This is a genomic window from Microbacterium sp. WCS2018Hpa-23, assembly GCF_031843845.1.
GTDB lineage: Bacteria > Actinomycetota > Actinomycetes > Actinomycetales > Microbacteriaceae > Microbacterium.
Map to the genome: position 1 here is coordinate 29,418 of NZ_JAVTIZ010000004.1, position 24,613 is coordinate 54,030.

At 68.2% G+C, this 24,613-nt stretch carries 31 protein-coding genes; 1 reads left to right on the plus strand and 30 read right to left on the minus strand.

From position 1 onward, the window contains the following. Positions 1 to 5: 5 nt before the first annotated feature. From flgN to RQG77_RS07630, 13 genes are all read right to left on the minus strand, one after another. Complete coding sequence (gene flgN, locus RQG77_RS07570; RefSeq protein ID WP_056307424.1) at positions 6 to 488, minus strand: flagellar export chaperone FlgN; 483 nt, start codon at positions 486 to 488, stop codon at positions 6 to 8. A 117-nt stretch (positions 489 to 605) separates the two neighbouring features. After that, positions 606 to 854 carry a carbon storage regulator CsrA gene (csrA, locus tag RQG77_RS07575; RefSeq protein WP_311244195.1) on the minus strand — a complete coding sequence of 83 codons (249 nt, stop codon included), beginning with the start codon at positions 852 to 854 and terminating at the stop codon, positions 606 to 608. Positions 855 to 943: 89 nt separating this feature from the next. Next, positions 944 to 3,010 carry a flagellar biosynthesis protein FlhA gene (locus RQG77_RS07580; protein WP_311244196.1) on the minus strand — a complete coding sequence of 689 codons (2,067 nt, stop codon included), beginning with the start codon at positions 3,008 to 3,010 and terminating at the stop codon, positions 944 to 946. A gap of 45 nt (positions 3,011 to 3,055) precedes the next feature. Then, positions 3,056 to 4,159: a flagellar biosynthesis protein FlhB gene (locus RQG77_RS07585; RefSeq protein ID WP_056307418.1), complete on the minus strand. Its 1,104-nt coding sequence runs from the start codon at positions 4,157 to 4,159 to the stop codon at positions 3,056 to 3,058. Beyond that, positions 4,156 to 4,917: a flagellar biosynthetic protein FliR gene (locus RQG77_RS07590; protein WP_056307416.1), complete on the minus strand. Its 762-nt coding sequence runs from the start codon at positions 4,915 to 4,917 to the stop codon at positions 4,156 to 4,158. Before RQG77_RS07590 ends, RQG77_RS07585 begins: the two co-directional genes overlap by 4 nt. Next, positions 4,917 to 5,192 carry a flagellar biosynthesis protein FliQ gene (gene fliQ, locus RQG77_RS07595; protein ID WP_056307414.1) on the minus strand — a complete coding sequence of 92 codons (276 nt, stop codon included), beginning with the start codon at positions 5,190 to 5,192 and terminating at the stop codon, positions 4,917 to 4,919. Before fliQ ends, RQG77_RS07590 begins: the two co-directional genes overlap by 1 nt. After that, positions 5,192 to 5,962, minus strand: coding sequence for a flagellar type III secretion system pore protein FliP (fliP, locus tag RQG77_RS07600; protein ID WP_311244448.1), 771 nt, complete (start codon positions 5,960 to 5,962; stop codon positions 5,192 to 5,194). Before fliP ends, fliQ begins: the two co-directional genes overlap by 1 nt. Positions 5,963 to 6,162: 200 nt before the next feature. Then, positions 6,163 to 6,588, minus strand: a complete 426-nt coding sequence (locus RQG77_RS07605; protein WP_311244197.1) for a flagellar biosynthetic protein FliO — start codon at positions 6,586 to 6,588, stop codon at positions 6,163 to 6,165. A 3-nt stretch (positions 6,589 to 6,591) separates the two neighbouring features. Further along, positions 6,592 to 7,248: a FliM/FliN family flagellar motor switch protein gene (locus RQG77_RS07610; RefSeq protein ID WP_311244198.1), complete on the minus strand. Its 657-nt coding sequence runs from the start codon at positions 7,246 to 7,248 to the stop codon at positions 6,592 to 6,594. Further along, entirely contained in the window at positions 7,248 to 8,141 is an 894-nt protein-coding gene (locus tag RQG77_RS07615) for a flagellar motor switch protein FliM (RefSeq protein WP_311244199.1), read from the minus strand. Before RQG77_RS07615 ends, RQG77_RS07610 begins: the two co-directional genes overlap by 1 nt. A 33-nt stretch (positions 8,142 to 8,174) precedes the next feature. Next, positions 8,175 to 8,987, minus strand: a complete 813-nt coding sequence (locus RQG77_RS07620; protein ID WP_311244200.1) for a flagellar motor protein MotB — start codon at positions 8,985 to 8,987, stop codon at positions 8,175 to 8,177. Next, positions 8,984 to 9,790, minus strand: a complete 807-nt coding sequence (locus tag RQG77_RS07625; protein ID WP_311244201.1) for a MotA/TolQ/ExbB proton channel family protein — start codon at positions 9,788 to 9,790, stop codon at positions 8,984 to 8,986. Before RQG77_RS07625 ends, RQG77_RS07620 begins: the two co-directional genes overlap by 4 nt. Then, a complete protein-coding gene (locus tag RQG77_RS07630) occupies positions 9,787 to 10,002 on the minus strand; it encodes a flagellar FlbD family protein (RefSeq protein ID WP_311244202.1) in 216 nt (71 codons plus the stop codon). The genes RQG77_RS07625 and RQG77_RS07630 overlap by 4 nt, the downstream gene beginning before the upstream one ends. Before the next feature lie 171 nt (positions 10,003 to 10,173). On the opposite strand from RQG77_RS07630, the gene RQG77_RS07635 reads away from it, so the two are divergent. Then, complete coding sequence (locus tag RQG77_RS07635; RefSeq protein WP_311244203.1) at positions 10,174 to 10,641, plus strand: hypothetical protein; 468 nt, start codon at positions 10,174 to 10,176, stop codon at positions 10,639 to 10,641. Positions 10,642 to 10,750: 109 nt separating this feature from the next. On the opposite strand, the gene RQG77_RS07640 is transcribed toward RQG77_RS07635, so the two are convergent. The 17 genes from RQG77_RS07640 to RQG77_RS07720 all read right to left on the minus strand — a co-directional run bounded on the left by RQG77_RS07640 (position 10,751) and on the right by RQG77_RS07720 (position 24,466). After that, positions 10,751 to 11,917, minus strand: a complete 1,167-nt coding sequence (locus RQG77_RS07640; protein ID WP_120493589.1) for a flagellar hook protein FlgE — start codon at positions 11,915 to 11,917, stop codon at positions 10,751 to 10,753. A 30-nt stretch (positions 11,918 to 11,947) separates the two neighbouring features. Further along, on the minus strand, positions 11,948 to 12,397 hold the full coding sequence (locus RQG77_RS07645; RefSeq protein WP_056307397.1) for a flagellar hook capping FlgD N-terminal domain-containing protein: 450 nt from the start codon (positions 12,395 to 12,397) through the stop codon (positions 11,948 to 11,950). Between the two features lie 12 nt (positions 12,398 to 12,409). Next, on the minus strand, positions 12,410 to 13,735 hold the full coding sequence (locus RQG77_RS07650) for a hypothetical protein (protein WP_311244204.1): 1,326 nt from the start codon (positions 13,733 to 13,735) through the stop codon (positions 12,410 to 12,412). Continuing rightward, on the minus strand, positions 13,732 to 14,085 hold the full coding sequence (locus RQG77_RS07655) for a hypothetical protein (protein WP_311244205.1): 354 nt from the start codon (positions 14,083 to 14,085) through the stop codon (positions 13,732 to 13,734). Before RQG77_RS07655 ends, RQG77_RS07650 begins: the two co-directional genes overlap by 4 nt. Beyond that, positions 14,082 to 14,507 (minus strand): hypothetical protein, encoded by a 426-nt coding sequence (locus RQG77_RS07660; protein ID WP_056307391.1) that lies wholly within the window; start codon positions 14,505 to 14,507, stop codon positions 14,082 to 14,084. The genes RQG77_RS07655 and RQG77_RS07660 overlap by 4 nt, the downstream gene beginning before the upstream one ends. Further along, positions 14,504 to 15,832, minus strand: a complete 1,329-nt coding sequence (locus RQG77_RS07665) for a FliI/YscN family ATPase (RefSeq protein ID WP_311244206.1) — start codon at positions 15,830 to 15,832, stop codon at positions 14,504 to 14,506. Before RQG77_RS07665 ends, RQG77_RS07660 begins: the two co-directional genes overlap by 4 nt. Further along, positions 15,829 to 16,482 (minus strand): FliH/SctL family protein, encoded by a 654-nt coding sequence (locus RQG77_RS07670; RefSeq protein WP_311244207.1) that lies wholly within the window; start codon positions 16,480 to 16,482, stop codon positions 15,829 to 15,831. Before RQG77_RS07670 ends, RQG77_RS07665 begins: the two co-directional genes overlap by 4 nt. Positions 16,483 to 16,615: 133 nt before the next feature. Continuing rightward, entirely contained in the window at positions 16,616 to 17,698 is a 1,083-nt protein-coding gene (fliG, locus tag RQG77_RS07675) for a flagellar motor switch protein FliG (RefSeq protein WP_311244208.1), read from the minus strand. Then, positions 17,695 to 19,335, minus strand: a complete 1,641-nt coding sequence (gene fliF, locus RQG77_RS07680) for a flagellar basal-body MS-ring/collar protein FliF (RefSeq protein WP_311244209.1) — start codon at positions 19,333 to 19,335, stop codon at positions 17,695 to 17,697. The genes fliG and fliF overlap by 4 nt, the downstream gene beginning before the upstream one ends. Next, positions 19,335 to 19,655, minus strand: coding sequence for a flagellar hook-basal body complex protein FliE (gene fliE, locus RQG77_RS07685; protein ID WP_311244210.1), 321 nt, complete (start codon positions 19,653 to 19,655; stop codon positions 19,335 to 19,337). Before fliE ends, fliF begins: the two co-directional genes overlap by 1 nt. After that, on the minus strand, positions 19,655 to 20,047 hold the full coding sequence (gene flgC / locus RQG77_RS07690) for a flagellar basal body rod protein FlgC (RefSeq protein ID WP_056307381.1): 393 nt from the start codon (positions 20,045 to 20,047) through the stop codon (positions 19,655 to 19,657). Before flgC ends, fliE begins: the two co-directional genes overlap by 1 nt. Further along, positions 20,044 to 20,391 (minus strand): flagellar biosynthesis protein FlgB, encoded by a 348-nt coding sequence (locus tag RQG77_RS07695; protein ID WP_311244211.1) that lies wholly within the window; start codon positions 20,389 to 20,391, stop codon positions 20,044 to 20,046. Before RQG77_RS07695 ends, flgC begins: the two co-directional genes overlap by 4 nt. 109 nt (positions 20,392 to 20,500) lie before the next feature. Beyond that, positions 20,501 to 20,779 (minus strand): hypothetical protein, encoded by a 279-nt coding sequence (locus RQG77_RS07700; RefSeq protein WP_311244212.1) that lies wholly within the window; start codon positions 20,777 to 20,779, stop codon positions 20,501 to 20,503. Between the two features lie 6 nt (positions 20,780 to 20,785). Continuing rightward, positions 20,786 to 21,196: a flagellar export chaperone FliS gene (gene fliS, locus RQG77_RS07705; RefSeq protein ID WP_311244213.1), complete on the minus strand. Its 411-nt coding sequence runs from the start codon at positions 21,194 to 21,196 to the stop codon at positions 20,786 to 20,788. Between the two features lie 58 nt (positions 21,197 to 21,254). After that, complete coding sequence (gene fliD, locus RQG77_RS07710; RefSeq protein ID WP_311244214.1) at positions 21,255 to 22,619, minus strand: flagellar filament capping protein FliD; 1,365 nt, start codon at positions 22,617 to 22,619, stop codon at positions 21,255 to 21,257. Between the two features lie 102 nt (positions 22,620 to 22,721). Continuing rightward, complete coding sequence (locus RQG77_RS07715) at positions 22,722 to 23,546, minus strand: flagellin (protein WP_311244215.1); 825 nt, start codon at positions 23,544 to 23,546, stop codon at positions 22,722 to 22,724. Positions 23,547 to 23,662: 116 nt separating this feature from the next. Then, positions 23,663 to 24,466, minus strand: a complete 804-nt coding sequence (locus RQG77_RS07720; RefSeq protein ID WP_056517012.1) for a sigma-70 family RNA polymerase sigma factor — start codon at positions 24,464 to 24,466, stop codon at positions 23,663 to 23,665. Positions 24,467 to 24,613: the final 147 nt, after the last annotated feature.

The following is a 24,613-nucleotide window of genomic DNA, read 5'->3' on the forward strand; positions in this document are numbered from 1 at the left end:
ACGCCTCACACCCTCGTGTCGAGGAGTCGGGCGTCACCGTCGCGGACGACACCGCCCTGCGGGTCGTACTCGCCTGTGGGCACACCGAGGCCGGCGATCGTCTCCTGCGTGACACGGATGGCGGTGCGCAGGCGCTGCTCGTTGACCTTCTTCATGTCGCCGATCTCGTCGGCGAGGGCGGTCATGGCATCCAGATGGCCGGAGAGGACCTCGCGCCACGCATCCGTCGGCGCGGCGTCGATCAGCTCGCGAAGCGTCGTCGCCTCGGGCACTCCCCATTCGTCCGCCACCGAGATGACGAGCGTGTCACGCGAGAGCGCCACCGTCGGCATGGCCGCGAGCACGCGCTCGATCTCGTTCGCCGCATGATGGATCCAGCGGTTGCGCCCGGTCGCCAGCAGCATCTGCTGTTCGTCGAGCTTGAACAGCAGCACCTCCAGCAGATCGCGCTCTCGCATCAGTTGCATGCTCAGGTCGTGAGCGGCCACGATTCGTCACCTCGTCATGTCACGGTTTCCGTGACGGGATCGCCCGTCACATCCACGACTATCGCGACAACCCCCTGGACAGTAACTCCGAGCGTGAGGAGAACGGCGCAGGACGGGTCAGTACGTGATGGCGGCGCGCCCGAGCGCGCCCAACAGCTGCGACTCGGCCGACTCGTCCGACGACGCCTGGACGGCTTCCTGGTTCGCGTCGCTCACCGCGATGACGATCTCGGCGCGGTTGATGCGCTTGTCGCGCGGGGCATCGATGCCGACGCGGACTCCGCTCGGCGTCACCGCCAGGATCGTCACGGTGATGTCATCACCGATCACGATGCTCTCATTGGCGCGTCTCGTGAGTACCAGCATGCGTCGTCTGCCTTCCATGGCGTGAGCGCCGATGCGCCCTCTGCTCACAAACGTATCGCACTCGTCTCGTAAATGAGCAGATTATGCCACTACACCGCTGCGCTGGGCAGAGCGGACTGCGTCATCCGGACCACCCCGACCACGTCGGTCGCGAGTCCTCCGGCTGCAGCCTCGTCGTACGAGAGCACGGGGAGTCCACTCACCTGTGACGAGACCATCCGGCGCACGGCCTGGCGCAGCGACGGCGCGCACACGAGCACCGGTTCCGGCCCGACCTGCTCGAGTTCGGCGACCGTTCGGCGGACGTTCTCGAGCACGTGCATCGTCGTCTCCGGTGTCAGCACGATCTGCGGGTTCCCGTCGATCACACGCATCCCCTCGAGCATCTGCTGCTCGAGCATCGGCTCGAACATCACCACGCGGATGCGTCCGTCTTCGGCGAATCGTGCGGCGATCGCAGGGCCCAGAGCTGCTCGTGCCGCATCGATCAGGCCCGCCGTCTCGGTCGACGTCTTTCCGCGCAAGGCGAGAGCCTCATAGATGCGGGCGAGGTCGTTGATCGGCACCCGCTCGGCCAGAAGGCCTGCAAGGACCCGCTGAATGCCGGCGAGCGACAGCACGGCCGGCGTCAACTCCTCGACGGTCGCGGGGCTCGACTGCTTGAGGTGCTCGGTCAGCTGACGGACGTCCTCGAGCGAGAGCAGGCGGTCGGCCTGGCTCTGCACGATGTCGGAGAGGTGCGTGATGATCACGCTCGCGCGGTCGATCACGGTGGCGCCGGCCATGTCGGCGGCGTGCGACATCTCGGCGGGCACCCACTTGCCCTCGAGACCGAAGACCGGATCCACGACCGCGGACCCCGGCAGCTGCTCCAGTCCCGTGCCGATCGCGAGCACATGCCCTCGCGGCACGGATCCGCGGCCCGCCTCGACCCCGGCGATCAGGATCGAGTAGGTCTGAGCCGGCAGGTCGATGTTGTCCCTCGTCCGCACCGGCGGCATCAGGATCCCGATGTCGAGGGCGAGCTTTCGCCGCAGCGACTTCACACGGGTGAGCAGGTCACCCGCTCCCCCGGAGGCCAGATCGACGATGTCGGGCGAGAGCGAGATCTCGAGGGCATGCACGCGCATCCGGTCCATCAGCTCTTGGGGCCCCTCGACACCCGCCTCGACGGCCTCCTGCTGCAGCGCGTCGGCCTCGAGCGCGGCGTCGCGATCCTCGTTCGCCTTGACCCGGGATGCGGCGAACAGCAGCACGCACCCGATAGCCAGGAACACCACCAGCGGCATCCCCGGGATGAACCCCATCGCGATGGCCGCGAGCCCGGTGATGACCAGCGCGTTGCGGGACTGCATGAGCTGCCTGCCCGCTGCCTGCCCCATCTCGCTCTCCGCGTTCTCGCGGGTCACGATCATGCCGGTCGACACGGCCATCAGCAGCGCGGGGATCTGTGTGACCAGGCCGTCGCCGATGGTGAGGATGCTGTAGGTCTCGAGCGCGTCCCCCATCTCCATGCCGTGCTGGACCATGCCGATGATGATGCCGCCGACGAAGTTGATGACGACGATCACGATGCCCGCGATCGCATCGCCCTTCACGAACTTCGACGCACCGTCCATCGCGCCGTAGAAGTCGGCCTCTGCGGCCACCTCGGCTCGACGCCGGCGCGCCTCGGTATCGGTGATGAGCCCGGCATTGAGGTCGGCGTCGATGGCCATCTGCTTGCCGGGCATGGCGTCGAGGGTGAAGCGCGCGCCGACTTCGGCGACGCGCTCGGCACCCTTCGTCACCACCACGAACTGGATGACGGTGAGGATCAGGAAGATCACCGCGCCGATCACGAGCGATCCGCTGATCGTGATCTGCCCGAACGCCTGGATCACCTGCCCGGCGTGCGCCTCGCTGAGAACGAGACGGGTGGAGGCGACGTTGAGGCCGAGTCGGAACAGGGTGGCGACCAGCAGCAGGCTCGGGAACACCGAGAAGTCGAGCGGCTTCTTCACGAACATCGCGGTGAGGAGGATCAGCAATGCGAACGAGATGTTCAGCACGATGAGGACGTCGAGCAGTCCCGTCGGGATCGGGATGATGAGCAGGAGGATGATGCCCACGACGCCCACGGGCACCGCGCCCTTGGACAGGATCTGACCGATCATGCGTCTTCTCGTTCTCTCTACTCGTCCAGATGCGGATCCGGCGGCTCAGAGGCCGCGATCCCTGGTGCTGTCGAAGGGCATCGTGTGGGTGCCTCGCGCCGATCCGCGACGCTTGAGGTGCTCGATGAAGGCCAATACCTGCGCCACCGCGGTGTACAGCTCCTCGGGGATCTCGCGGCCGATGTCGCATGCCGAGTGCAGGGCGCGCGCCAGCGGGATGTCGCGGACCATCGGGACACCGGCCTCCTCGGCCTTCTCGCGGATCTTCTGCGCGACGATGCCCGCGCCCTTCGCCACGACCCGCGGGGCGGACTTGCCCGGCTCGTACCGCAGCGCCACAGCCACGTGCGTGGGGTTCACCAACACGACGTCGCTGTCGCCGACCGCGGCGATCATCCGGTTGCGGCTCATCGCGAGCTGCCGCGAACGGCGCTGGGAGCGCACGAGCGGATCGCCCTCGCTCTTCTTGTGCTCGTCCTTCGCCTCGTTCTTGGTCATGTGCGTGTGCTTGCGATTGCGTCGCATGACCACGGCGACATCGATCGCCGCCAACAGGATGCCCACGGCCACGGCGACCTGCAGCAGCGACACCGCTCCCCCGGCGGCCTGCTCGAGAAGCCACGTGATGTTGTGGCTGCCGCTCGCCATCAGCACGGGCACGAGACCCGATACGACGATCCACAGTGCGACGCCGATGGCGGCCGTCTTGAGGAGCGCCTTCGCGCCCTCCCACAGAGCCTGCTGGCCGAACACGCGCTTGAGACCCGACACGATGTTGAACTGCTCGGTGCGCATCGTCACGCCGCGCAGGTGGATGCCGCCCTGGGCGACAGCCGTCGCCGTGGTCGCGAGCAGCACGACCGCCAGCATCGGCAGCAGGATGCCGCCGAGCGAGGAGATCGCAGAACCCAGCACATCCAGTGCGGCCCCGTCTGTGGGGTTCTTCGCCACCGGTGTCACGGCCAGGAACAGCTCCGTGAGCACCTGCGTGCCCGACGAGATCGTCGGCACCATCATCACCGCGGCGGCGGCGATGCACACCCACGCGGTGAAGTCCTGGCTTCGGCCGATCTGGCCCTTCCTGCGTGCCTCCTTGAGGCGACGGTCGGTCGCCTTCTCGGTGCGCTCGCCGCTGTCGGTCTCGCTCATCTGGTCACCCCCAGCAGGAGCTTCGCCGCGTCTTCGGCGATGACCGCGACGACACTGGGAAGCGCGGCGTAGACGAAGCCCACGAGCAGCAGCGTCAGACCGATCTTGACCGGGAAGCCCATCGCGAACGCGTTCAGTGCGGGTGCGACCCGGCTGACGAGACCGAGCCCGACGTCGGCGAGGAAGAGCACGATCAGCAGGGGACCCGCGATCTGCACGGCGCTGAGCATCATCTGCCCGGCGGCTCCCACCAGCGCCTCCGCCGGCTTGCCCAGGTCGATCATCCCGGTCACCGGCACGGCATCGAACGAGCGGAACAGACCGCCGAGCACGAGCTGGTACCCGTCGGAGGCGAAGAGCAGCATGATCGCGGTCATCTGGAAGAGCCGCGTGAACTGGGCGCCGTTGATCGCCATGCCCGGGTCGAACGCCTGCGCCATCTGGAACCCGCCGAAAGTGTCGACCAGATGGCCGGCGCCCTGGATGGCGCTGAAGAGCACCATCACCAGGAATCCGAGCAGTGCCCCCGTGAGGGCCTGGCCCGCCAGAGCGAGCATGAATCCCCCGGTGTCGAGACGTTCGTAGCCCGCGGTCACCACCGGCGACACGGCGAGGGCGAGCCCGACGCCCAGCATCGCCCTGACTCTCATCGGGATCGTGCCGTGGCTGAACGGTGGCGCGAGCACCAGGAAGGCCGTGATGCGCACGCACGCGAGCGACGTGGCCTCGAGCCAGGTGAAGTCGATGGGGATGTTCATCAGCCGCCGTTCAGCAGCGACGGTATCCGCGCGAACATCTCGTTCGAGAAGGCGATCATCTCGGCGATCATCCAGTGCCCGCTGATCAACAGCGCGATGCCCACGGCGACGAGCTTGGGCACGAACGAGATGGTCATCTCCTGCACCTGGGTGATCGACTGCAGCAGCGAGATCGCGAAGCCGACCACGAGCGCCGTGATCAGAAGCGGGGCACAGAGCTTCGCGCCGACGATGAGCGCCGCCTGTCCGATGTCGATGACTGCTTCCGGGTTCATCAGCCACCCCCGTTGTACGACTGCACGAGCGCGGTGATGACCATGCCCCAGCCGTCGATGAGCAGGAACAGCAGGATCTTGAACGGCAGCGAGATCATCACCGGCGGGAGCATCATCATTCCCATCGACATCAGCGCACTGGCGACGACCAGGTCGATGACGAGGAACGGGACGAAGATGATGAACCCGATCAGGAAGGCGGCCCGCAGCTCGCTGATCATGAAGGCCGGCACGAGGGTCTGCAGCGGGATGCTGGCGGGGTCGGTCGGGTTGTCCATCTGCGCGGCCCGGTACATCAGGGCGATGTCCTCTTCGCGCGTGTACGAGAGCATCCACTCTCGCAGCGGTTCCTGGGCGAGCTCGAACGCGCGGCCGAAATCGATCTGCCCTTCCGTGAACGGGCTGACGGCGACCGTGTTGATGTCAGTCAGCACGGGCCACATGATGAACAGGGTCAGGAAGAGGCTGAGACCTGCCAGCACCTGGTTCGGGGGGATCGAGGGCAGCGAGAGCGCGTTGCGGGTGAGGGCCAGCACCACGAAGATCTTGGTGAAGCTCGACATCATCAGCAGCAGCGCGGGGGCGACACTGAGGACCGTGATCCCGAGCAGCGTCATGATGCTGTCCGACGGCGTGCCGTTGATGCCGTTGATCGTCACGCCCTCGCCGTCACCGGTCTCCATAGGGACGAGGGCGGATGCCGCGTTCGCGCCCGTCGCGTCGAGCACCACCAGGACGGCCGCGACGCCGAGGCCTGCTGCGATCAGCATCCACGCGCGTCGCGGCAGGCGCGGCGCACGCGCGAGCGGCGCGGTGGCAGCGGCGGCGGATACGGGCACGGCGGCACTCCGAAGATGGGTGACGTGGCCGATCCGTAGCCAGGGGGGCGAGCGATCCGTGCTCGCAGTCGACTATCGCGACACGACGGCGTGCGCGTAACCGTGAGGCGGTTGCCCAGCGCCGGTCGGCGTCAGGCGACGGACTTGAGCGCCCTGTCGACGATGTCGTTCGACAGGTCGTCGACGACAGGTGACTCCTCCGTCGTCGATTCCTCCTCGACGGGAGGCGCCTCCTGCGTGTCGACGACGTTGATCCCGTGCTCGGTCACACCGAGGACGTAGCGGATGCCCCCGAACTCGGCGACCACGAGCTGCGCCTTCCCGCCGATGCCCGACCGCGCGACGACCGTGATCTTCTCGGGCCGCGGCTTCGGGCCCGCCGCCGGGCGCGACGGCCTGAGCTCGGTGAGCCGGGCGAGCTTCTTCGGCATCAACCCCGCGAGCGGGCTCACTCCCCTCGCCTGCGACTTCTGCAGCCGACGGCTGAGGAACAGCAGCAGACCGAGTACCGCTCCCAGGGCGACGATCGCACGGAGCGCGACGAGGATGTCGTCCATGGGTCAGACGACCTCTGCGCCGTCGAGGATGCGCTCGACACGGATGGCGAAGTCGCCCTCGGCGACCACGACGGTGCCGTGCCCGATCAGGCGGCCGTTGAGCTTGATGTCGGCAGGCGAGCCCGCCGCACGGTCGAGTTCGACGACACGGCCGGGTTCGAGGGACAGCACGTCGCGCACCGGCATCCGCGTGCGACCGATCTCGACCACGAGCTCCATCTCGACGCCGGCGATGCGGCTCAGGCGCTGCGGCCCCGACGACGCAGCGGCCCGCGCTCCGTCGATGCGCACCGCGGCCCGCGCGACGACGCTGCCCGCGGCGTCGATCATGTCGAACACCTGGGTGCCGGTGTCGGTGAAGACGCCTGCGGCATCGACCAGTTCGCCGTCACCGAGCGCGCCGCTGCCGAGTACGGCGACGGCCGCCTCGAAGATCGGATGCAGTCGATCGGCCAGCGGAGCGTTCTTCGAGCCGTCCTCGAGCTGCGACGGATCGACGACCTGGATCGCGAGGCGGGCCCCGGGGCTGCCTGCGAAGGTGACCGCGACCGCCTCACCGGATGCGCCGGGATCGGTCGAGGGTGCGGGGATGACGGGGTAGCCGAACGGCAGCTTGCCGGCGATCGCCGCGGCGATGGCGGTCTCGTGGAAGGTGCTCATCAGTGGGTCTCCTCAGGGGTGGTCGTGATCTTGCAGGTGAGGCGCGAGCCTCTGCTCCCAGGGGTGGCGAGGGCAATCCGGGTCTCCCCTGCCACGAGCTCGTACGGTCTCGTCTCCGGATGCGGCAGGCGCAGCAGATCGCCGGGCGCGAGGTCGAGCACCTCACCCGCGCCGATCGTGATGGGCGCCAGGCGCAGTGTGATCTCCATCGGCGTGCTGCGCAGCTGCTCCAGCGTCTGCTCTGCCGTGTGGGCGGAGCCCGCATCCGACCCTGTTGCGGCCAGGCGGTCGACGACGGCGGATGCCGGGAGCATGACCGTCGCCGTCGTCTCGGCATCGCCGAGATGCATCGTGTACCGCGCGACGATGACCGCGGCGGTCGCTGCGATCACCTGCATGTACTGCGGGTTGTAGTGCACGGCGCTGAATCGTGGCGCCCCGGGGAGCAGTGCGTCGAGGCTCGCGTGGAGGTGCTCGAACGTGCCCTCCATGAGGTTGCGGACGAGCGCCAGCTCGATCGGGGTGAACGTCCGCGCCTCGGGCAGGGAGGTGCTGCGCCCGCCCATCATCTGCACGACCCACAGAAGCGCGCTGTCGAGACCGAACTGCACCACGCAGGGCTCTTCGCGGTCCGCGAAGGCACCGGCCACCATGGCCGTCGTGCCGGGCAGCGTATCGGCGTACTCTTCGTACGACACCAGGTCGACGGACTCGAGCGTCAGATGGGCGCGCACACGGATCTTCGCCGTCAGCTGCGACGACCACAGGCGCGCGAACGACTCGAATGCCGCCTCCAGGTGCCGGGTGCTCTCCCGTCCGAGCTGGGCGGGGCGGCCGAAGTCGTATGCGGGGTAGCGCGCGGCCGGGTCCTCAAGCACGGCGGCTGCGGTCATGGGTGTCTCCTCGACGGTGGTTTTCACGTGTGCTCAGCTCGTCGCTGCGGCAGCTGCGAGGGCCGGGATCAGCGCTCGCACCTGCTCTTCCTCGGTGGACTCGACGACGATGTCGACGCGTCTGTTGCTGGCCAGGGCCTGCGGGCTGTCTCCCTGCACGATCGGTCGTGTGTCCGAGAACGCGGTCGCCTTCACCCGCGGCCCGCCGACGCCCTCGTGCTCGACGAGGAATCTCGCCACCTGTGTGGCACGCCCTCCGGAGAGCTCCCAGTTGGTGGCGAACGGTGCGGCCGACACGCGGTGGTCGGCGTGCCCTTCCACGCTGACCTGGTTGTCGACCGTGACGAGCACGTCGCCGATCGCGTTGAGCACGGCATCCGCCTTCGCCGAGAGCTCGGTGCTGTTGTCGGCGAAGAACGTCTCGGCGCCGACCAGCCCGACCTGCAGCCCGCGGTCGTCTATCACGAACGAGACGGTGTCCTGAAGTCCTTGGGCGGCCAGGGCGGAACTCATCCGATCACGCAGCTCTTCCAACGACTCGTACTCGGCAGCGGCTCGGGCGGCGAGATCGACCACGCCGTCGTCATCCTGCAGCTCGGGCGGGACGATCAGCCCCTCAGCGCTGTCGGCTCCGCCTTCGGTGCTCTCCTGGCCGAACCCCGTCGCGAGGCTGTTGGCGAGCATCTCGAACTTCGTCTTGTCGACGTTGGAGACTGCGAAAAGCACGATGAACAGGCACATCAGGACGGTCACCATGTCGGCGTACGACACGGCCCAGCGCTCGTCCGGCTCGTCGTGCGAGTCGTCCTCATGCCCGCGGCCGCGCGCGCGGCGGGCCGGGCTCACAGGATGTCCTCCACGGAAGACTCCTGCTCCCGCTTCTGCTTCTTGGCCTTCGGCTTGACGCTCGACAGCGCCTCGAGACGCTCCTGCAGCAGGTGCGGTGCGCTCCCCGCCTGGATCGCGAGCATGCCCTCGGACACCAGTGTCATCCGCTCGAGCTCGACCGCACCGATGCGATTGAGTCGACCGGCGATCGGGTTCCAGATGAAGTTGGCCGACAGCAGACCCCACAGCGTGGCCACGAACGCGGCGGCGATCATGGGGCCGAGGTGGTCGGGCTCGTCGAGCTTCTCGAGCACGTGGGTGAGGGAGACGACCGTGCCGACGATGCCGATCGTCGGCGCGTAGCCGCCCAGAGAGCCGAAGAACTTCGAGGCGACGCGGTTGCGAGACGAGGTGGCCGCGATCTCGTCGTCCATCACCATCTGCAGGTCCTCGGCGTCCGTGCCGTCTGCGAGCGCCTGAAGCGCCTGCCGGGTGAACGCGTCCGGTGCGCCGTCGAGCTCCTGCTCGAGCGCGAGAAGGCCCTCGCCACGCGCCTTCTCGGCGTAGCCGACCAGGAACGGGATCACCGCCTCCGGAGTCATCTTCGGCCCGCGCACCGTGCGCCCGAGGCTCTGCACCGCGAGGATGGTGTCGCGCAGCGTGTGGCTCGCGATACCCACGCCGATGGTCGAACCGAGCACCAGGATCATCGGGGCGGGGATGAGCAGCGCCTCGAAGCTCGCGCCCTCCATCGTGATCATCGCGACGAGAGCGCCGAACGCCAGGATGACGCCGATGATGAACGCGGGATCCACCGTCACGCCCCAGTCTGCGGGGTCAGCGCGTGGGCCGCACCGAGGACGCGTGCCCGGTAGGCGACGATCAGGTCGATCACCGCGTCGAGCGTCTCCTCGATGACGTAGACCTTGCCGTCGACCATGTGCAGAGTCGTGTCCGGCGACGAGTGGATGCGCTCGATCAGGTCGGGGTTCAACGCGAACCGGGTGCGGTCGAGGCGGGTGACGATGATCATCGCGGGGTCTCCGGGCTTCGGACGAGAGGGGGAAGTCTGCCCCGACTATCGCGACGCGGCCCGCCCCCGGTAACCAGGGGCGGGCCGCGTCTCTCGACGGTGCCACAGACGAGCACGCCGCATCTATTCGTGTTTAGCAGGCCTAAACCTTAGTAAGAAGTGCGATGATCGGTGCGCGGGGTCACCCGCAACGCCGTGGTCCCTCTCGCAAGCGGGCTTCTCGCAAGACGCGATGACTACTTCGCAGCCCTCGGCGCCTACCGGCGCGGCGATCCCACGCCTCTCATCGATCTCTTCGCAAGGTCGGTGCGCGCCGCTGCCCTGTGCTCACGGGAGTCCATCGCCCGCATCAAGGCGTTGCCTGCGGAGTGGGATGCCGAGCTCCGCCCGCGCGCCGGATCCGCTGTCGCCGCGTTGATCCCCGCGTTCTACGACCATCCCGTCATGTCGGCAGCCGAGATAGATCGACGTTCGCGATCTTCTGAACAGCAGACCTACAGGGCCATAGCTCAGCTTGCGGACAGGGGCTTCATCCAGGAGATCACCGGCCGCAAGCGAGACCGTGTCTGGGTGGCCGCGGAGCTTCTCGCCGAGTTGGACGACCTCGATCGGCGAATCCAGGCCGAGATGCTCCGCTGACGTCTCCGCTCGCGACCGCCCGGCGACGGCGTTTCCGAAGGCCCCCGCACGCGGCGGGGAGCCTGCCGGAAACGGCGTCGAGCACGGAGTTCCTGAATGCTCGTCGAAGTCAGCGCTTCAGCTGGGTGAGCTCCTGCAGGACCTCATCGCTCGTGGTGATGATGCGCGCGTTGGCCTGGAACCCGCGCTGCGCGACGATGAGGTTGGTGAACTCCTGCGAGAGATCGACGTTGCTCATCTCCAGCGCGCCGGACACCAGGTTGCCGAAGCCCGCCTGCCCCGGCTCCCCCATGCGCGCGGCTCCCGAGTTCACCGAGACCCGGTATGCCGTGCCTCCGGCCTTCTCGAGTCCCTCGGGGTTCGCGAAGGTCGCCATCGCGATCTTTCCGAGCGTCTGGGTGGCGCCGTTGCTGAACGTGCCGACGATCGATCCGTCACCTGTGATGCTGTACGACTTCAGCGAACCGGCCGCCGAGCCGTTCTGCTCCGAGACGGCGACGGTCGACATGTTCGCGTAGCCGGTGACCGCGCCGAGGTCGACGCTCACGGTGCCCGCCGTCAGTGTGAGACCGGCTCCCGCCTGCTTGCCGTCGGTGAACGTCAGCGAGCCGGTCGCTCCGCTGACGGGCTCCGTGACATCCCAACCGGTCGCGGTCTTCGTGAACGTCAGGCTCAGCGTCGACGGAGTGCCCTGCGCGTCGTAGACGGTCACGTCGCGGACGAGCTCGTCACCGTCTGCCGCGGTCGAGGGGAGGTTGCCGGTCACGGTGGCGCCGGTCGTCGCCTTCGCCGGTGAGACCGCGTCGAGCGGAAGCACGATGTTCCCCGTCGCCTGACCGGTGTTGACGACGCCGTTCTGCGCCGACCACCCCTGGACGACGGCGCCGTCGGCGGTGACCATCTTGCCCGTCGGGTCGAACGAGAAGCCGCCCGCACGGGTGTACAGCGTCTCTCCGCCCGAGCGGACGGCGAAGAACCCGTCGCCCGAGATCATCAGGTCTCCCCCGCGCCCTGTGGCCTGGGCCGAACCCTGCGCGAAGTTCGTGCGCACTCCGGCGACCTGCACACCGAGGCCGACCTGCGCGGGGTTGCGGCCGCCGACCTCGTCGTCGGGGATGCCCGGGTTGCCGATGAGCTGAGACAGCGAGTCCTGGAACAGCACGGACGAGCCCTTGAAGCCCGCCGTGTTGACGTTGGCGATGTTGTTGCCGGTCACGTCGAGCATGGTCTGGTGCGAGCGGAGTCCGGAGATGCCGGAGTAGAGCGAGCGAAGCATGTGATTCTCTCTTCCTGTGTGAGACGGAGGTCAGGCTGCGGCCGGGTTCGGCACGGCAGGGGTGGTCTTGGAGGTGACGCCGGTGATGGCATCGAGGGCGACGGTCTTGTCGCCGATCGTCACCTGCGGAATGGGCCCGTCGAACGACACCTTGGTGACGACGCCCGAGAGCGTCTTGCCGTCGGCATCCTTGTAGCTCGCCTCCTGGCCGATGAGCGCGCTCGCGGCCTGACGCATGTTCAGGGCGAAGGCCTCGGCGCCGTTGTCCGCGAGGGCGGTGAGCTGCTCCATCATGGCGAGCTGGGTCGTCTGCGAGATCATCTCGTTGGTGTCCATCGGACTCGACGGATCCTGGTGGGTCAGCTGGGTCACCAGGAGCTTCAGGAACACCTCGCCGTCCAGCACCTGCTTGCGCGCGGCGGGGTCGGTCGTGCCTCCTGTGTAGATCGAGCTCGGAGCGCTCACTGCGTCGACGGTCATGCGGTCGTCCTCTCAGGCGAAGATGTCGAGACCCGCGCCGACGGCGGCGTGGGGTGTGGTCTGGATGATGCGGGGAAGGTCAGGCGCTCGCTCGGCACCGGGGCGCTGTTCCGAACGTCCGCGACTCGCGTCGCGGTCGGCGCTGCCCCGGTCTCCGGCGGTGTCGCCCGCGCCCTGGCCGCTGCGGTCGCCGTTCGCGTCCGCTGCGGAGGTCTGGGTGAGGCTCAGCGTGGCGTGCGGCATCGCTGCGGCCAGGTCCCGGCGCAGATCGACGAGGATGCCGCGCAGGGCATCGCGCCCCGCATCCGTGGCACCGCTGAGCTCGACCTGCACCTCACCGCTCGCGCTGATGTGCGCACGCACGGTGACCGGTCCGAGGCTGTCGGGGTTCACCGTCATGGTGAGGTGGTGGGTTCCCATCGGTCGCTGGGCGACGCTCACGACCACCGGCGACACCTGGGCGGCGACGGCGCGGTTCGCGAACGCGGTCTCCGGGGTCGACACGGGGGTCGCAGCCGTCACGGCGGTCTGGGGTGGAGCGAGGGGTGCGATGCTCGGAGCGGGCTGGCTCGACGGTGCACGTTCACCGGAATCCATCCGCGCGGATGTCTCGCTCAACGGCGCGTTCGCCCCTGACGCATTCCCGGCTCCGGTGAACCCGGAGGACGCCACCGCGAGGTCAGGAGTGGGAGCCGGAGCAGTCCGTCCGGCGGATGCGCCCGGGGACTGCGCTCCGGGCGAGGGCTGCGCCCCGGGTGCGTCGGGGGCTGACGTGGAGGATGCGAGTGCCGGAGCAGAGGATGCGGCGTCGCCGGCCCCACCGTCGACCGGTGCGGCTGCGGCTCCGGCGGTTGGGGCGGCTGCGGCTGCGGCTGCGGGCGGTGTCGCGCTCGCGGTCGCGGGCACGGGCTCGCCCTCCGGCTGCACCTCGACGAGCGACTGCTCCGTTACCGGTGCCGTGGACGTCTCGACGCCTGCGACCGCTGCGAGCAGCGACTGCTCGGAGCCGCCCTCGTGCTCATCCGAGTCCACCGTCGCCTGTGCGTCCGGTGCGACGGGACGCAGCGGGGCCGCGAGCCCGAGCAGGGCGGTGGAGGCGGCATCCCCCTCGAGCGAGGTGTCGGATGAGGCGCCCGGCCTCCCGTCACCGGGATCCGCGTCGCTCTCCCCCTTCGCACCGGGAGACATCGCGGACTCGCCGTCAGCACCGACGAGCATCTGGCCCGCGGCGGTCAGCGCGTCTCCGAACCGTGATCCCGAGTCGCCGGCCGCGCGCCCAGCGCCCTCACCGTCGGTCGGGGTGCCGAGCGAGACCGCGAACAGGCTCACCGCGGTCATCCGAGCATCTCGATGAGCTTCGGCATCGACGCAGCAGATCCTGCCGAGCCCGATGTGTTCGCCGAGAACAGCGTCTGCAGAGCCGAGACGAGCTCGGCGTTGTTCGCGCTCGACGTGGCATCCGTCGCCGCACCCGCCGCTGACGTGAGGGTCGTCGTCTCGGTGGAGGAGGCCGCCTTCGCCGCCTCGAGCACGCCCGAGAACGTCGCCGCGCTGGCCGCACTCGTCGCGCCCGCCTCAGCGGTCGACTCAGTCGCTGTCGCAGCCGCTGCCCGAGCCGCCGGATCGAGTGAGACGATCTGGCTCTCGATCGCGTCGACGCGCGCGATCACGGAGGCGAGGCCGCTCATGCGGCGCTCCCCTCTCGGCGTGAGGTGCGCACCACGGCGATCTCGTCGAGAGCCGTCTGCTCCGCGGCGAGCTCCGCCTTGGCGGATTCGACCCGGTGAGTGCTCTCGAGGCGCTCGAGACCCTTGAGCTCGCGGCGGGCATCGACATGGGCGGACTTCGCCTCCGACTCGGCGCCTCGCCGCATGTCGACGAGTGCCTGCAGGTCGCTGAGAGTGCTGCGACCCGCGGACCGGGCAGCAGCCATGGCCATCAGCGCGCGGGGGTCGTCGATCTGCGCGCTGATGTCGGCGAGGCTCGAGATCGCGCTCTGCTCGGCGGCTTCGGCATGCGCACGCTCGGCGCTCGCGCGGGAGAGCCGCTCGGCGGCGACACGCTCCTGGGCGCCTCGCACCCGGAGAAGACCGGCCAGGGGGAAGGTCATGGGGTGAGTCCTCCGAAATCGGTGGTGAGGGCGGCGAGCTGCCGCCAAGAGTCGTCGGATGCCGTGAGATCGTCCATCCGCTGCATGAGGAAACGCGAGATGGTGGCTTCATGCGTGAGTGCGGCATCCACCAGCGGATTCGCCCCCGGCCGATAGGCGCCGATGTCGATCAGGTCGTTCGCGCTGCGACGAGCGGCCAGCACGCTCCGCAGGGTCACGGCGTTCTGTCTCTGCTCGGCGGTGGTGATCTTCGACACCACACGCGATACCGAGCCGAGCACGTCGACGGCCGGGAAGTGTCCGCGGATGGCCAGCGCTCGGTCGAGCACGACGTGTCCGTCGAGGATTCCCCTCGCGGCATCCGCGATCGGTTCGTTGTGGTCGTCGCCGTCGACGAGCACCGTGTAGAGACCCGTGATCGATCCGACCTGCCCTGTTCCTGCGCGCTCCAGCAGGCGGGCGAGAACCGAGAACGTCGATGGCGGGTAGCCGCGTGTGGCAGGCGGTTCGCCGGCGCTCAGGCCGATCTCGCGCTGCGCCATCGCGACGCGGGTCAGCGAATCCATCATGAGCACGACGTCGAGGCCGTCGTCTCGGAACGCCTCGGCGATACGCGTCGCGACGAACGCGGACCGCAGTCGCGCCATGGCCGGCTGGTCAGACGTCGCGACCACCACGACCGAGCGGGCGAGACCTTCAGGTCCCAGATCGTCTTCGAGGAACTCCCGCACCTCGCGCCCGCGCTCGCCGACGAGAGCGATGACGTTGACGTCTGCGGTCGAGCCGCGGGCGATCATCGACATGAGCGACGACTTTCCCACCCCGGAGCCGGCGAAGAGGCCGAGTCGCTGTCCGGTGCCCACCGGCGTCATGGTGTCGAGCACCCGCACGCCCAGGCCGAGCTGGCTGTCGATGCGCTGACGATCCATGATGCTCGGAGCGTCGTGGTCGAGCGACACGAGCGTCGTGGTCCGCTCGAGCGGCCCCTTGCCGTCGATGGGGCGACCGAGACCGTCCAGCACACGACCGAGCAGAGCCCGTCCGGTCGGCACCTGCAGCGGCGCTCCCCCGTGACGCACGCGGGCGCGGGCCGTGATGCCGTCGAGACGGCCGAGCGGCATGCATCTTGCTGAGGCTCCATCGACGGCGACGATCTCCGCATCGACCGATCTGCCGTGCGCCGCATCGATGCGGATGCGGTCGCCGACGGCGGCATCGATGCCGAGCACCTCGACGCCGAGCCCTCGCACGGCCTTCACCGTGCCTGAGCGTTCGGCCTTCGCGGCGTCGAGGACCCGCTGCCATGACCTCGTCGCGGCAGTCACGTGATCACCTCGCCGCCGAGCTCGTCACCGAGCTCGTCAGCACCGCGATGCGCTGCCGCGGCGCGGGCGAGGGCCTCGGTGATCCTCGTGTCGACGGCGCCGTCCTCGATCTCGACGATCGCACCTCCCGGGTCCACCGCATGCGAGCCGACGATGTCGACCCCCTGCAACGGATCGATCGCCGGAGGGTCCGACCGGAGGGTCTGCAGGTCCTGCTCGCTGAACGACGCGCGCGTCCAGCGGTCGACGGGCATCTCCGCGATCGCGCGTCGCACCGCGTGGGCGGCCGATCGTGCCGGATCCGACAGCTCGGCTCCGAGGATGGTCGTGGCGAGCTCCACGGCGAGCCCTTCGATCCGATCCGCCGTGAGCAGGCTCAGCTCGTCGATCCGGTGGTCCAGGAGTACCTGCGCGGCCTCCAGTGCGCGGAGCGCCGAGCCTCGCTCGTGCAGGTACAGCTCCTGGAGCTCCTGCATCCGCTGCTGATGCGCATGCTGCGCCACCTCGGCTTCGTCGAGCGCGAGACGGCGTCCCTCGGCGAATCCGTCGGCGTATCCGCGGGTGCGTGCGCGATCTGCCTCGCTGCGGATGTCGATCGGCGTCTCGCCCACGCGCGGCACCACCAGGGGTGTGAAGGCGGAATCGAGCACGGTGGACACCTCGGGGTCAGATGACGAGGCCTGTCCGTGGCCCGAAGGGCGAGCTATCCGTGCTCTCTGCCGACTATCGCGACGATATTCTGCGGCGGTAACCGCGTACGCCGAATCAGTCGTGGTCACGGAGTCACTCGATGAGTTCATCCTCGTCCTCGCGTGAGATCGTGATCTCCTCCGCGGCTTCCAGCTCGCGGATGATGCGCACGATCTCGGCGCGGGCCTCGTCGACCTGGCGCATCCGCACAGGACCGAGCACGCGCGTCTCCTCCGCCAGGTTCTCCTGGTTGCGCTCGGTCATATTGCCCTTCACCTTGTCGGTGATCTGTTCCTCCGCGCCCTTCAGCGCCAGGGCGAGCATGCGCAGGTCGATCCCGCGCAGCACCCGCTGAGCGTCGCGATCCTCGAGGCGGGCGATGTCGGCGAACGTCACCATGCGGCTGCGGATGTCCTCGGCCAGCGCCAGGTCCCGCCCCTCGAGGCTCGCGAGCAGAGACTTCTCGAGAGCGGTGTCCGAGCGGTTGATGATCTCGACCAGCGGCTGCACTCCCCCGATCGACTCGTGGTTGTCGCGCATCGCGAACACGCCGGTGCGCGAACGCAGCGAGTCCGCCACGATCGAGATCGCCTCCTGCGTGGCAGTGCCCATCGTGGCGATCGCCTGGGCGACGTCGGTGCGCAGCGGATCCTGCAGGGCGGCGAGAACGGCCGCCGCTCGATCGGCGCGAAGATTCGCCAGCACGACCGCAACCGTCGTGGGGAGCTCGCCCTCGATGATCGTGGCGAGCTGCGCGGGGTCGGCGGCGTTCAGGAAGTCGAACGAGACCGACCCCTGCGACATCACGCGTCCGACCATCCCGACGGCCTTCTCGCGCCCGAAGGCGGTCTCGAGCAGGCCGGTGGCGAACTCCTGGCCGCCACGAGACGGCACCGACCCGCCGATGGCGATGCGGCGGAACTCGCCGAGTGCGCGCGCGGTCGAGGCGACGTCCACCCCGCCGAGCTGGGTGAGTTCCGCGGCCAGCATCTCGGAGCGCTCCTCGCCGAGATGACGCAGCACCTCGGCGCTGGCGGCGCGGTCCATGTTCATCAGCACGATCGCGGCCTTGCGCAGGCCGCTCATCTCGGGGACCGGTGCGGCGACGGTGTCGGCAGCGGTCGACACCTCGACCGTGTCGGCCTGCGCGTCCAGCACATCGGTGAGCAGGCTCATACCCTCGCCTCATCCATCAGCTCGGCCAGGGCACTGGCGATCGAGTCCGGCTCGCGCTTGGCGAGGTCGTCGATCTCGCGACGCCGACGTTCGACGAGCACCTTGTCGGGCTCCGGCTCGTCGTCGAGGTCGACCATCGCCGACGGGAGCAGCTTGGTCGGTGCCGTCGGAGCGATCGCATCGGCGTCCTTCAGACCGCGAAGCGACTTGAGCTTCTGCTCCTCGCTCTCGGTCACGGTGGCGAAGTACTCGATCGGACCTTCATCGGTGTACAGCACCCGGCGCTTCATCCGACGACGCACGACCAGGAAGACGATCAGGATGATCACCGCGAGGAGTATCGAGCCGCCGATGATCGCGGACTTCAGCAGCTCCTGCTGGAACAGCGAATCACGCTCGGCCTCCGCTGCCGCCAGAGCGGTCTGCGCAGCCGTCGCTCCCGACTCGTTGAACTCGACGAACTCGACGGCGATCTCGTCGCCACGCTCGACGTCGATCCCGGCGGCCGATGCGACGAGCGATTCGATCTGGTTCGCGGTCACACCCGTGACCGTTCCTCGGTTCAGTGCGATGCTGACCGTCTGCCGCGTGACCTCGCCGGCCGGGGTGATCGTCTTCTCGGTCGACTTGTTGACGGCATTGCTGCGCGAGGTCTCCTCGAACTCGTAGGCGCCGTTCCCGTCCGCGCCGTTCGGTACCGCGATGTTGTCGGGGCCGAGCACTCCGGTGCCGCCGCCCTGACCGCCCGTGTACGTCTCGGTCTTGGTCTGCTCCGACGCGCTCAGGTCGCCCTCGGGGGCGGAGTAGGTCTCATCCATGCGCTCGGAGGTCGAGTTCGCGACGTCGGCCGACACCGTGACCGTCGCGTTGCCGGCGCCGACGATCGTCTCGAGCATCTTGCTGACGGATGCCGCGACCTTCGCCTCGTGCTCGGTGGCCTGCTTCGACGAAGAGCCAGTGAGCCCCGTGCCCACGGCCGAGAGCACCCTGCCGTCCTGATCGGTGACCGCCACATCCTCGGGCGTCATGCCCGGCACCGCGGCACTGGTCAGGTGCACGATCGCCTCGATCTTCTCGTCGCTGAGAGTCGCTCCGCTGCGGGTCTTCACGAAGACCGATGCCGTCGGGCTCTGACGCTCCGAGACGAAGACGCTCTCTTCGGGGATCGCCAGCTGCACGGATGCGGTGGAGATTCCCTCCATCGCGCCGATCGTGCCGGCCAGTTCCCCCTCGATCGCGCGCTTGTAGGTGACCGACTGCTGGAACTCGCTCGCGGTCACGCCCATGTCGTCGAGCAGCGTGTATCCCTCGCTGGTGTCGCCGGGAAGGCCGGCGGACGCTGCGGCGAGCCGCTGCGCGTAGACCTGGTCGTCCGGCACGAGGATGGTCGCGCCGCCCTCGGTGAGTTCGTAGCCGACACCGGCGGACTTCAGCTGCTCGACGACGGCCGAGGCGTCGCCCGCGCTCAGACCGGTGAACAGCGGGCTCATCTGCGGCTTGGTCAGCCACGATCCCAGCGCGATCGCTCCCATGACGAGCAGCGCGACGCCGATGATGGCGATCGTGCGCTGAGCGAGCGAGAATCCTCCCACGACCTGCTTCGCGCGGTCGAAGTATCCCGTGAGCATCTTCGGCATCAGGCCTGCATCCTCATGATCTCGTTGAACGCCGACACGCTGCGGTCACGGACGGCGACCACGAGGTCGAGCGTCACCGAGGCGCGGGTCGAGGCGATCATCGCCTGGTGGATGTCCTGCAGGTCGCCCGTGACGGCCTGCACGGCCAGTTCGTTCGACGTCGACTGCAGCTGCTGGAGGTTCTCGACGGCACCCGTGAGCGTGGTCGCGAAGGCGCCCGCCGACGACGACGCGCCGGTCGCTCCAGGACCGGTCTCGAAGCTGAGGGGAGCGAGCGGGGTGACGCCTGCGGCGGAGACCGCCTCGACAGCGCCGCTCATCAGTTGCGTCCGATCTGCAGCGCGGCCTCGTAGGTCGTCTTGGCGCGATCCACGACGGCGGCGTTCGCCTCGTACCCGCGCTGGGCGAGGATCAGCATGCTCATCTGGTCGCCGAGCTCGACGTTGGGGTACTGCACGTATCCGTCCTCGTTCGCGTACGGGTGCTCGGGGTCGTAGACGAGCTTGCCCTCGGCGTCCGACTCGACGACGCCCGCGACGTAGACACCGGGGCTGTCGGTGCCCGCCTGCACCGTGACGAACTTCTCACGGAAGGCCTCCTGGCCCGCAGGGGTCGCGGTGTTGACGTTGGCGATGTTGTCGCTGAGCGCATCGAGCCACTTGCGGTGCGCTGTCAGTCCCGTGCCGGCGATGCCGATGGCGTCGAAGGTCATGAAGAAGCCTGCCCGATCGCCTTGGTGATCGATGCGGCCTGGCCGCCGATCGCCTGACTGGCGAATTGGAATCGCAGCACGGTGTCGATGTTCGACAGCGTCTCGGTGTCGAGGTTGACGTTGTTGCCGTTCAGCCTGGTCGGCTCGAGCGACCGCTCGATCGTGGCTGCGACGGTGCCTGAGCCGCTCTCGACAGCGGACCGCAGCTCGTCCTCGAACTGGACGCGCTGGGACTGATAGTCGGGGGTATTGATGTTGGCGATGTTCTCGGCGATCGAGCGTTGGCGCAACGCCAGCCCGTCGAGAGCGCTGATCAGCGCGGAGGAGGTGACGGATTCGAGCACGGGGGCACTCCGGATGTTGGTGGAGAGGCCGATCCCTGGCCAATCGTCGAGCGATCCGTGCTCTGTATGGACTATCGCGACGGCAGGTGCTCGCCGTAACCGCGAATGCTCACCCCTCGACGTCGAGGTAGATCGGCACGTCGTCTCGTCCGCTGGGGACGCGGCGCAGTGCGGCGATCTCGCGTGCCACGTGGGCGCGCGACGCGGTGAGTCCGCTGATCATGAGCTGCTGTCGGGTGAGCACCGCTTCTGCTCGAGCCCTGAGCTCATCGGGGATGGGTCCGGAGGGCGGCTCGAAGGCCCGAGGTTCCAGCGTCTCGTCTGCCGCGTCGAGCGCGCGCTCGAACTGCTCGAGAACTGCGAGCCACTCGGTCAGGTTGTCGGGCACGTCGTCTCAGCCCAGGGCCGAGACGCGGGGCGCGGCCGCGGTCGTGATCTCGGCTGCCGCGTGCCAGGCGTCACGCAGAGGTGCGACGAGGTCCCGGCACTCCGCGGTCGCGGCTCGATCGCGCGAGATGTTCGCCGTGATCAGGCGACCGGTGAGGTAGGTGTACACGCCGCGCAGCTCCTCCGCACCGTCCCAGACGTCGGTGAGCGAGCCGTTGAGCTCGGACACGATCCACTGCGCGTGCGTGAGGTGCGGGCCCGCGCCCGGCCAGTCCTCGGCATCCTGCGCCGACGCCGCACGGTCGATGTCGACCAGGAGCCGGTCATAGAGCAGGGTGAGCAGACGCTCAGGGGTGGCCGATGCCACCTGCTGCTCCAGGTACTGCTGCTTGGCCCGGTCGAGGGAGGTGAGTGCCATGAGTGCGAGCTCCGATGCGGTGCGTGGTCAGGATGACGGTGTCTGGGTGCCGGAGGGGTCAGGAGTCCGAGGACGACGAGAGACCCGCGAGCTGGCTGGTCAGCCACGACGACTGCGACTGCAGCTTCGAGAGCTGAACCTCCAGCTGCGCGTATGTGCGCTCGAGTGTGGCCTGGCGCTGCTCGAGTCGGATGTCCCACCGCTCGACCTGGGTCTTGAGCGTCTTGACCTCGGCCTCCTGGCCGGTGATTCGCTGGGTGAGCAGACCGTCGTACTTGTCGGAGTACTGCGTCGTCACGCCCTCCACACGACCGGCGATCGACGAGAACAGCTCCTGTGTCTTCTCCGGATCCTCAGCCAGCGCTTTCGCGAACTTCTCGGCATCGAAGGAGAGCACGCCCTTGTCGCTGATCGAGATGCCGATCGTCGACGGCGAGACTCCGTCGACCGGATGCTGCATCGCGCTCGTGAGTGCACCGCGAAGATTTCGGACCGTGCTGTCGCCCGTGAAGACGCCCAGTGTGGTGGTCTCCCCGACCGCTCCGACCGTCGCCGTCGATCCTTTGTCGATGCGGGTCAGGAGTGCCGCGATCTCTTTGACGAACGCCTCAGCCGTCGTGGTCTGCTTCTTCGCATCCCGCGCCACGGTCACCGTCACGGGGTCGGCGCTCGCAGTCGTCACGGTGACCTCGATGCCTTCGCCCACACTGATCGTGTTGCTGGCGCTGTTCAGCGTCTGCTCGGCGGCCGTGCCGGCGAACAGACGGATGCGGGCGTCAGTGCCCTGAGTGATGATCGCGGCCCCCGGCTCGGCGCCGAGTTCCGTCGAGGTTCCGGCGGCGACATCGGCCGCCGTGCCGCGGTGCACGGTGAACTCACCGGCAGCCCCAGTGTCGATCGACGTCAGCTGGATACGCGAGAGAGGCTTGCCGTCGGCATCCGTCCCGGCCGGGACGACAGTGGCGCTCACTCCCGCCTTCGAGGCATTGATCGCCTTGGCGAGGTCCTGCGGGCCTGTGCCCACCGGAGCCACTTCGACGGATTCGCCGTCGGCGCCGACGAGCGTGAACGTGCCACCCCATGCGGTGGATCCTCCTGCGGCGGTCACGACCGAATGTGCGGTGGCGACGGCGTCGACGACGACCGCGGTCGAGAACGCGCTGGCCTTCGCGCCGGCTGTGACGGTGACGGTGTCCGATGAGGAGGACGCGGTGAACGAGGCCAGCGACGTCGCACCCGCAGCGGTCTTCGCCTTCGTGACGAGGTCCTGCAGCGTGGTGTTGAGCGACTGGAGGTTCGTGATGATCGAGTTGCGGTCCGTGATCTTGTTCGTGATCAGCGTCTTCGGGATCGCCGAGACGTCCATCAGCGCCTTGATGAGCTCTTCGGTCTTGAGCCCTGATACGAGTCCGTCGAGTTTCATCCCGGTCGTCTTCCGTGCGGTGCGGTCAAAGGTGTCCTACAGGAAGGCGCCCGAGCGGAGGTGACTCCGCCCGGGCGCCTGGTGCGCCTCAGGCGCAGCGACTCAACGGAGAAGCTGCAGGACGCCCTGGCCCGACTGGTTCGCCTGCGCGAGCATGGCGGTGCCGGCCTGCTGCAGGATGTTCGAGGCGGTGTACTTGACCATCTCGGCGGCCATGTCGGTGTCCGCGATACGGCTCTTGGCTGCCGCGAGGTTCTCGGCCGAGACCTGCAGCGAGTTGATCGTCGACTCGAAGCGGTTCTGCACCGCACCGAGACCGGCGCGAGCCGTCGAGACGCCGGTGATCTGCGTGTCGATCGTCGCGATCGACGCGAGAGCGGTGGCTGCGGAATCGACGGTCAGGCCGCTGATCGTCGCACCGAGGCCCGAGAAGTTGGTCAGGGTGACCGCGATCTGGTCCTCTGCGGCCTCCGAACCGGCACCGACCTGGAACGTCAGCGTGCTCGCGCTGTCGAGCAGCTTGATGCCGTTGAAGTTCGTGCTGGCCGCGACGCGGGTCAGCTCCTCGCCGAGCGTGTTGATCTCGGTCTTGATGGCGTCACGCGAATCGGCGTTGTTCGAGTCGGAACCCGCCTGCACCGCGAGGTCGCGGACACGCTGCAGGATCGAGTGGACCTCGGTCAGGGCGCCTTCTGCGGTCTGGATGACCGAGATGCCGTCCTGGGCGTTGCGGGCTGCGACGTTGAGGCCGTTGACCTGCGAGCGCAGGCCCTCGGAGATGGCGAGGCCGGCGGCGTCATCGGCTGCGCGGTTGATGCGCAGACCGCTCGAGAGCTTCTCGAGCGACTTCGAGACGTCGTTCTGGTTGACGGACAGGTTGCGGTACGCGTTGAGCGCGCCGACGTTGGTTGCGATCTGAAGACCCATGAGTGTTCCTCCGTGGTTATGGGACTGAATGCCGGTCCATCCGTGGACCTGCACAACCGATATTCGCGACATCCGACGTCGGCGTAACCACCGATCGCGAAGATTCTGACGTCGCCTCAGATCGCGACGAGGAGCTCACCCGATCGCAGGCGCGTGTCGACGCGGGCGGGACCGAAGAGCGTCTCGAAGAACTCGGTCTTCGCCTTGGTGGAGCGGTCGCCAGTCGTGCCGCTCTCCCATGCCTCCATCGCCTCGCGCACGAGGGCGAGGCCTCGCGAGCGCAGCTTCGATACGTAGGCGTGGCTGACTGCGAGTTCCTCGGCGATGTCCTTGACCATGCGGTCCTCGAGGTAGATGCCGCGCACGACCTGCTGCATCGCCGCGGGAAGAGCATCGACCACGCGATTCACCATCGCTCGTGTCTCGGACTGCTCGACCGCGTGTTCAGGGAGGATCACGCTGTCGGTGAGATCGACCGCCTGACGACCGGTCTCGACATCGAAGTGCTCGTCGAAGCTGATGGCGGTGCGCACCATCTGGTCGAGCTGCATCATCTCGGCGACGGCATCGACATCGAGGCCGGATTCCTTCGCGAGCTCGGCCAGGCTCGCCGTGCGCCCGGTGCGGGCCAGCACGGTCTCGCCGGCCACGCGAACTCGCTCGATCTTGTCGCGTCCGCGTTCGCCGGCGGGGTCTGCTCGTCGCATCTCCGAGAGCATCGCCCAGTTGATCTGACTGCTGGCGAAGGCTCCGAACGGGATGCCGCGAGATGCGTCGTACGTCATCGCCGCGCGGGCGAGGCCCAGTCGTGCGGCGGAGAGCAGATCGTCGAGATCGACATGCGTCGCTGATCGCGCCTTCTCGACTGCGAGAAAGGTGGCGAGCGGCATGTTGTCGCGCGCGAGTCGATCGGGTGTCACGGGTGCGTCGGCGACGATGCTGGAATCAGCAGAAAGAGCAGAATTACTCAGCAATGTGACTCCGAGGTTAGATCAACTGTTTTACGAGTGAAGCTAGCATGAAGTTCACGTTTATGAGTAAAAAATGCACATAACGATCTCGCTCCG